Here is a 7,327-nt window from a genome sequence, read left to right as displayed (position 1 = left end):
GCACGGTTGAGCGCTCAACCGTGCATGATCACCGCGGGGAGGGGGCTGCGGGGCGGGTGCGCACCCCGCGGCCCAAGGCTCGGGTGATCACCACCACCGCGATGGTCTCCGCCGCGATGAGCCCCACGAGGACGAGCAGCTGCACGCGGGCGGCCTGCAAGGGGCTCGCCCCGCCCAGGAGCAGCCCGACGAACGCGCCGGGGAGCGTGACGAGCCCGACGTTGCGGGTCTGGTCCAGCGCGGGGGCCAGGGCGCGGGCGGCGGCGGTGCGGCCGAGCTCGGCCACGGCCCGGGCGGGGGTGGCGCCCAGCGCCATCCAGCCCTCCACGAGGTCCCAGCGCTCGGCGACGTCGTCGAGCATCCGCCGCCCGGCGAGGGTGGTGGCACCCATCGCGCCGCCGATGAGCTGGGCGGTGAAGGGCACCACGTCCAGCGCCCGCAGCGGCAGGGCGCCGGTGGCCACGACGACCACCGCGGCGACGAGCGCGCCCGCGCCGACGGCGAGCGCCGTGCCGGGCCAGGTGCGCAGCGACCCCAGGCGGCGGGCGGACGTCCAGGACGCGACGGCGAGGGCGAGGGCCAGGTAGAGCGGCGCCAGGGCGGGCACGCGCAGGACGGCGCCGAGGACGAGGCCGATCGCGGCGATCTGCACGACGGCGCGCAGGCACACGACGGCGACCTCGCGGCCGTGGCGCAGGCCGCCGAGGCGCCCGGCGGCCACGGCGGTCGCGGCGAGCAGCACGACGGCGAGCGCGAGGCCGGCCGTCGTGCCGCCCGGGGCGCTCACGAACGGCTGACGACGGCCAGCACCTCGGGGGCGCGCCGGTCGAGCAGGGCGCCGCCGCGGGTGAGGCCCAGCCACACCCACAGGGCACCGAGCCCGGTGCCGGCGAGCAGGCCGATCCACCCGGCCCACGGCGCCCACAGCAGCGCCACGAGCAGCGCGGCGAGCGCGGGCAGCGCGAGCAGGGCGACGACGAGGGTGGTGACCAGCTGGACGAGCAGGGTGGCGGTGGCGGCGCCGCGGGGGCTGGAGAAGGGGTTCCCGCCGGGCGGGGCGACGGGGTAGGGGGTCAGGGCGCTGGCGACGCTGGAGACGCCGTACCCGGCGCCGAGCAGGGCGGCGGAGGCGCCGGTCAGGGCCGGCAGCAGGTCCGCGCGCCCGGCGACGAGGGCCCCGATCACGGTGAGGACCAGCACGAGGGGCACCTGCCAGAGCGCGGCGGCCAGGAGGCGCCCGGCGCGGTCGTCGCGCCCGCGCACGCCGGCGGTGACGTGCAGGGTGAAGGCGGAGTGGTCGTAGGCGACGTCGTCGTGCAGGGACCAGCCGGTGACGAAGGCGGCGAGCGGCCCGGCGGCGAGGAACCAGCTGCCGGGGTCGCCGCCCGCGGACAGCGGCAGCACGAGCAGCAGCAGGGGCAGGACCGCGACGGAGGCGGCCGAGACGAGGTAGCGGGGGTCGCGGCGCCAGTACAGCAGGCAGCGGCGGGCGACGGCCCCGGCGGGCGTGCTGGGCAGGCGGTCCAGGAGACCGCCGCCGCCGGCCGTGGTGCGGGCGGGGCCGCCGCCGCCCGCGGCGGGGCCGGTGCCGGAGCGGCCCAGGGCGAGCGCCCACGCGCCGAGCACGGCGGCGAGCACGGCCAGGGCGAGCAGCAGGCGCAGCAGGGCGGTGCCCCAGCGGCCGGCGGCGGCGTCGGCGGCCGCTGCCCAGGCGAGGCCGGGCGGGGTCCAGCCGGCGACGGCGGCGGCGTCGCGGCCGAGGGCGGCGAGGTCGTCGAGACCGTCCTCGACGCGCTGGGCGACCAGGTTGATGCCCGGACCGAGCAGGACGATCAGGACGCCGCCGACGAGGACGGCGACGTCGCGGGTGCGGCGGGCGCGCAGCAGCGCGGCTGCGGCGGTGGTGGTGGCGCGGGACGCGGCCACGGCGGTGAGGGTGCCGACGACGACGGCCACGACGGCCAGGGCGGTGGCGGGGACGGAGCGGGACAGGGCGGCGGCGCCGGCCAGGGACAGCAGCAGGGTGACGGCGCCGGGCAGGCCGACGAGGCCGGCGAGCAGCAGGCCGGGCACGAGCTGGGCGCGCGGCACGGCGAAGGTGGCGAAGCGGGAGGGGTCGACGGTCTCGTCGACGCCGAAGGCGACGAGCGGGATCAGCGCCCAGCCGAGCACGGCGAGGGTCCCGACGCCGACGACGACGGGGGCGGCGACGTCCAGGTCGGCGAAGCGCAGGGCGACGAGCGCGCCGCCGACGGTGGCGACGATGAACAGCGCGTAGAGGACGCCGACGACGAACGCCACGACCTGCCAGGGGCTGCGCCGCAGCCCGTTGCGCAGGAGGGTGAGCTTGAGGCGGACGAGGGTTCCGATCATCAGCGCAGCCAGTCCAGGGAGCCGGTGAGGTCGCGGCCGCCGCCGACGAGGTCGACGAAGCGCTCCTCCAGGGTGCCGCCGCCGCGCACGGTGTCGAGGTCGCCGGTGGCCAGGACGCGGCCGGCGGAGATGACGGCGACGTGGTCGCACATGCGCTCCACCAGGTCCATGACGTGGCTGGAGAGCACGACGGTGCCGCCGCCGGCGACGTAGGAGGTGAGCAGGGAGCGGATCGTGGTGCCGCTGACGGGGTCGACGGCCTCGAACGGCTCGTCGAGGACGAGCAGGCGGGGCGCGTGCACGAGCGCGCAGGCGAGCGCGACCTTCTTCGTCATGCCGGCGGAGTAGTCGACGACGAGGGTGCCGGCGGCGTCGGCCAGGCCGAGGGCGTCGAGGAGCTCGGGGGCGCGCTGCTCGACGACGTCGCGCTCCACGCCGCGCAGCAGCCCGGCGTAGCGCACGAGCTCCAGGCCGGTGAGGCGGTCGAACAGGCGCACCCCGTCGGGCAGGACGCCGAGGCGGCGCTTGCCGGCGACGGGGTCGGCCCACAGGTCGGCGCCGAGGACGAACGCGCGCCCGGCGTCGGGGCGCAGCAGGCCGGTCGCCATGGACAGGGTGGTGGTCTTGCCGGCGCCGTTGGGGCCGACGACGCCGAAGAAGGAACCGGCGGGCACGTCGAGGTCGAGGGCGTCGACGGCGAGCTTGTCGCCGAAGCGCTTCGTCAGCCCCCGCAGGGCGAGGGCGGGCGCGGCGCCCGCCCCGGGCGTGACGGGTGGCTGGGCCTGGTGCTGCACGGTGTCCCCCTGGGTGTGGTGCTCGGTGGGGGGATCCTCGCAGCCGGCGCGGACGCGGGGATCCGCCGCTCGGTGGGGTTCAGCGGGCGGCGGGTCGGACCCGTCGCGCGGTGCTGTTCGGCACGGGCCCGGCTCGTGGGGCGTGAGGGTCAGCCCGACGCGTCCCGGGAGTCGACGCCGACCCCGACCCAGTACGCCAGCTCCTCGTCACCCTCGACCCGCCGGCGCGGCACGCTGATCCACCCGCGCCCCATGGGGCGGTCCTGGCCCATGTGCGCCGGTTCCCCACCTCGTCGCAGCAGGTCGTCGTGCTCCGCGGGGTCGGTGCGCACGAGCAGGTCGCCGTCGCGCCCGGCGGCCACCGCCATGCGCTCGTCCACCATGAACGACAAGCCGCCGAACATGCGCACCTCGCGGACGTTCGGGTGCGACTCCAGGACGTCCCGGACCCGCTGCGCGAGGGCGTCGCGCGGGCTCGGCGCGGACGCGGTCACCGGAGGACCCGGCGGCACTCCTGGAGCACTGCTGGCGCGGGTGCCACGACGGTGTCGGTCACGAACCCTCCTCGATCTCGGGCGGGCTCCGAATGTGGAACGACCGCTGGAGGATGTCAAGCGATCAGCGGCGGCGCGCCAGCCAATCGGCGATCAGCCGCACCCCCGCGCTGAACGCCCGCTCCCCCGGGCGGTTCAGGAAGGCGTGCGAGGTCCCGGGCAGCACGTGGTGCTCGACCGGGACGCCCGCCGCGAGCAGTTCCAGGGCGAAGCGCTCGCTGGAAGCGCGCAGCGCGTCCCGGTCGGCGTCGACGAGCAGCGCGGGCGGGGAACCGTGCAGCGGGTGCCCACCGGCGAACGCCGACGGATCGGACAGCGCGGCCCGCGAACCCGCGTGGTCGAGGTTCATCGACCCGATCGACGCCGGCACGTGCGTCCACCGTCGCCGGCCCCGCAGCCGGCGGCGCAGCTCGGGAGGGCGGGGGGGGCAGCCGCGCGTGGAAGGAGCCGTACGCGAAGACCGCGCCCCGCAACGGTTCCGAACCCCGCTCCTCCCCGCGCGACAGCGCCTGCAGCACAGCGCCCGCCGCCAGGCACGCACCGGCGCTGGCCCCGCCAGGACCACCCCGCCGGCCACCGGGCCACGGGGAGGCACGGCGCTTCAGGAGAGCACGAGGCGACCGCGCAGGCCGCTGCGCACGGCCGGCCACTCGGACCCGACGATCGAGAACACGACCGTGTCCCGGTAGCTGCCGTCGTGCCACAGGACGTGGTTGCGCAGCACGCCGTCCTGCTTGGCGCCCAGGCGCGCGATGGCCGCGCGGGACTGGTGGTTGTGCCAGTGGGTGCGGAACTCCACCGCGGCGCAGCCCAGGACCTCGAACGCGCGGGTCAGCAGCAGCAGCTTCGCCTCGGCGTTGATCCCCGTGCCCTGCGCGGACCTCGCCAGGAACGTCGAGCCGATCTCCAGCCGCCGGTTGGCGGGGTCGAGGTTCAGGTAGGTCGTCGCCCCGCACACCTCACCGGTGTCCAGGCGCCGCAGCGCCCACGGCGCCACCAGGCCGGCGCGCTGCCTGGCCAGGCGCTGCTCCACCTCCGCGGCGACGGCTCCCGGTGCGGGGATGCGCGTGTACCAGGTGCGGTGCAGGTCGCCCTCGGCGACGACGCGGCGCAACCCCTCGACGTGCCCGGCGGCCGGTTCCGCGGACAGCGGTTCCAGCGCCACCCGGGAACCGCTCAGCGGGACCGGCTCGCCGTAGCGCGCGGTCAGCTCATCCACTTGCGCAGCTTCTTCCGGTTCGCACCGTCCCACGCCGCCTCCAGGTCGTGGCGCGCCACCGCCGAGCGGACCTCCTCCAGCGCGTGCAGGCGGCCCAGGACGAACGCCCCCTCACCGGCGGTGGGCACCTGCCCGGCCAGCGCGACGCGGGCCGCGATCGTCTCCTCGTGCTCGACGAGGACGTCGAGGAGCTCCTTGAGCGCGTCGGCGTAGTCCTCCACGTCGTCCCCGCGCAGCGGCACCACCACCGCGGCGGCGGCACGCGCGTCCTCGGCCGCCCGGCGCAGGCGCACCAGCGGGTCGGCGCCGGGGTCGCCGGCGGGCACGTCGGCGTCGTCGCCGTCGGGGTCGACGTCGCGGTAGGCGTTCTTCACGGCGCGGTGCGCGTCGGCGACCAGCGGCAGCAGCGCCTTGCGGGCCGAGCGGGACGCCTCGCGGGTCAGCGGCGGGTCGGCCACGAACGCCTCCAGCGCGGCGACCAGGGCCCGGTAGCGCTCGGAGTCCAGCGCGGTCGCCACCTCGGCCTGCGCGGCGGCCTGCCGCTCCCCGAGGAGCGCGCGCAGCACCTCCGCGACGGTGGCGGGGTCCCCGACGCCGGAACCGGCGACGTGGCCGGTGGCCTCCTCGTCCAGGTCGGCCAGGACGCGGTCGCTGAGGACCTCGGCGTCACGGGCACGGCCCAGCAGGCCCCCCAGCCACTCCAGCTCGGTCAGCAGCGCGTCGCGGGGCTCGTCGGCGAACAGGGGCGCGAAGGACCGCACGACGCCGGCGAGGCGGCGGGTGGCGCTGCGCATCGCGCGCACGGCGCCGGGGGCGTCGATGCGGGCCAGCGGGTCCTGGGCGAGCAGGCGGCTGACGTCGTGGGCGAGCTGCCCCAGGACGAGCGCACCGGCGGAGTCCCCGCCGGCGACGTCCTCGCCGGCCTCCACCTCCTCCGGGCCGTCCAGGACGGCGCGCAGCTGCGCGGTGCGGTCGGACTCCTCCGCACCGCGCTCCTCCCACGCGGCGGTGATGGCGTCCAGCAGGTCGCGGCGGCCGTCGACGACCTCGGCCTGCCACTCCGCCCAGGTCTGCGCCAGGGAGTCCTCCGGCACCAGCGCGCGCGCCCGCACCCGGCGGGTGGTCAGGCGGGCCACGAGCGCGCCGTCGGCGTCGAGCAGGTCGCGCTGGCTGGCGTCGGTGGTCAGCGCCAGCACCGGGCCCAGGGTGCGACCGCGCGCGGCGGCCCAGGTGAGCCGTTGCAGCGCAGCGGGAGCGGTGCGCACGGCACGGCCCAGGGCGTGGCGCACCTCGTGGGTGCGCGGGCCCCGGCCGGGCAGTTCCAGCACCCAGCCGCGGGGGGAGCCGCTGGTCTGCCGCCGCACCGAGGCGCCCGACGCGGCCAGCGCCAGGTCGGCGGTGTCGTAGTGCGTCTCCTCGCTGCTGACCTCCCGCGTCTCGCCGACGTCGGCGACCCCGGGCAGTTCCCCGCCGCCGGGCGCCTCGTCGGCCGACGGGGCGAGGTAGGTGCGGGTGAGGGCCAGGCGGGGGGACGGCATGGTCAAGAGAAGTACCACGAAGCGGCCGCGCGGCTCTCGCCCCGGGCCGGACCGGCACGGTCCCGCTGCGGGGCGTTCACCGCACCGTCAGGACTGCGGGCGCCGCAGGTGCAGGACGCTGTCACCCACGTGGGCGCGCTGCCCCTCGGGTCCGGTGACCTCCCGCTGCACCACCTCCTCGTGCAGCACCTCCCAGCCGCCGGTGGCGCCCGCGAGGGCGTCGCGGACCTCCTGCGGCTCGGGCAGGTGCACGTGGTGGTGCGAGGCGTCGGCCCAGGGCGGGACGCCGACGTGCCCGATGACGAGCAGGCTGCCGCCGGGGGCGACGGCGGCCGCGGCGCGGCGCAGGACGTCGTCGCGGTCCAGGTGCGCGATCGAGTGCAGGAAGGAGGCGGTGACGAGGTCGAACTCCCCGGCGGGCAGCGAGGCGCCGAGGTCGTGCTCCTCCAGCCGCACCCGCTCGGCGACACCGGCGTCGGCGGCGTGGCGGGCGGCGCGCGCGAGCGCCGTGGGCGAGACGTCGGTGCCGGTGACGGCCCACCCCTGCGAGGCCAGCCACACGACGTCACCGCCCTCGCCGCAGCCGAGGTCCAGGGCGGTGCCGGGGCTCAGGTGCTCGACGGCACGCACGAGCAGCGCGTTGGGCCGCCCGCTCCAGCGCTCGCCGGCGGTGTACACGCCTTCCCACAGCTCGCGGGCGTCGGGGGCGTCGGGGTCGAAGAGGGTCACGACGGCATCGTGCGCGGCACCCTGCCCGGCGTCGAGCTCTCGTGCCGTTCCGGCAAACCCCACCGGCACCGCACCCCCTCCCCCTCCCGCGGTGATCGAGGAAGTCGCGACTTCCTCGAT

General features: G+C 77.5%; 8 protein-coding genes. All 8 read right to left on the bottom strand.

Annotation, left to right across the window (positions count from 1 at the left end; translation table 11 throughout):
* Positions 1–28: 28 nt before the first annotated feature.
* Positions 29–787 carry an ABC transporter permease gene (locus ACRYR9_RS19170; protein WP_432497603.1) on the bottom strand — a complete coding sequence of 253 codons (759 nt, stop codon included), beginning with the start codon at positions 785–787 and terminating at the stop codon, positions 29–31.
* Positions 784–2,373: a hypothetical protein gene (locus ACRYR9_RS19165; RefSeq protein ID WP_432497600.1), complete on the bottom strand. Its 1,590-nt coding sequence runs from the start codon at positions 2,371–2,373 to the stop codon at positions 784–786. The genes ACRYR9_RS19170 and ACRYR9_RS19165 overlap by 4 nt, the downstream gene beginning before the upstream one ends.
* Entirely contained in the window at positions 2,373–3,167 is a 795-nt protein-coding gene (locus tag ACRYR9_RS19160) for an ABC transporter ATP-binding protein (protein WP_432497598.1), read from the bottom strand. Before ACRYR9_RS19160 ends, ACRYR9_RS19165 begins: the two co-directional genes overlap by 1 nt.
* A gap of 149 nt (positions 3,168–3,316) precedes the next feature.
* Positions 3,317–3,661 (bottom strand): TfoX/Sxy family protein, encoded by a 345-nt coding sequence (locus tag ACRYR9_RS19155; RefSeq protein ID WP_432497595.1) that lies wholly within the window; start codon positions 3,659–3,661, stop codon positions 3,317–3,319.
* A 124-nt stretch (positions 3,662–3,785) separates the two neighbouring features.
* A complete protein-coding gene (locus ACRYR9_RS19150; RefSeq protein ID WP_432497592.1) occupies positions 3,786–4,070 on the bottom strand; it encodes an alpha/beta hydrolase in 285 nt (94 codons plus the stop codon).
* 252 nt (positions 4,071–4,322) lie between these two features.
* Positions 4,323–4,940 carry a GNAT family N-acetyltransferase gene (locus ACRYR9_RS19145; protein WP_432497590.1) on the bottom strand — a complete coding sequence of 206 codons (618 nt, stop codon included), beginning with the start codon at positions 4,938–4,940 and terminating at the stop codon, positions 4,323–4,325.
* Complete coding sequence (locus ACRYR9_RS19140) at positions 4,928–6,478, bottom strand: CYTH and CHAD domain-containing protein (RefSeq protein ID WP_432497588.1); 1,551 nt, start codon at positions 6,476–6,478, stop codon at positions 4,928–4,930. The genes ACRYR9_RS19145 and ACRYR9_RS19140 overlap by 13 nt, the downstream gene beginning before the upstream one ends.
* Positions 6,479–6,565: 87 nt before the next feature.
* Positions 6,566–7,207 carry a class I SAM-dependent methyltransferase gene (locus ACRYR9_RS19135; RefSeq protein ID WP_432497585.1) on the bottom strand — a complete coding sequence of 214 codons (642 nt, stop codon included), beginning with the start codon at positions 7,205–7,207 and terminating at the stop codon, positions 6,566–6,568.
* Positions 7,208–7,327: the final 120 nt, after the last annotated feature.

The sequence above is a fragment of the Kineococcus auxinigenes genome (genome assembly GCF_050871525.1).
In the GTDB taxonomy this organism is placed as follows: Bacteria; Actinomycetota; Actinomycetes; order Actinomycetales; family Kineococcaceae; genus Kineococcus.
Note: the sequence above shows the minus strand (reverse complement) of the source record. Positions and strands in the feature narration are given on the sequence as shown.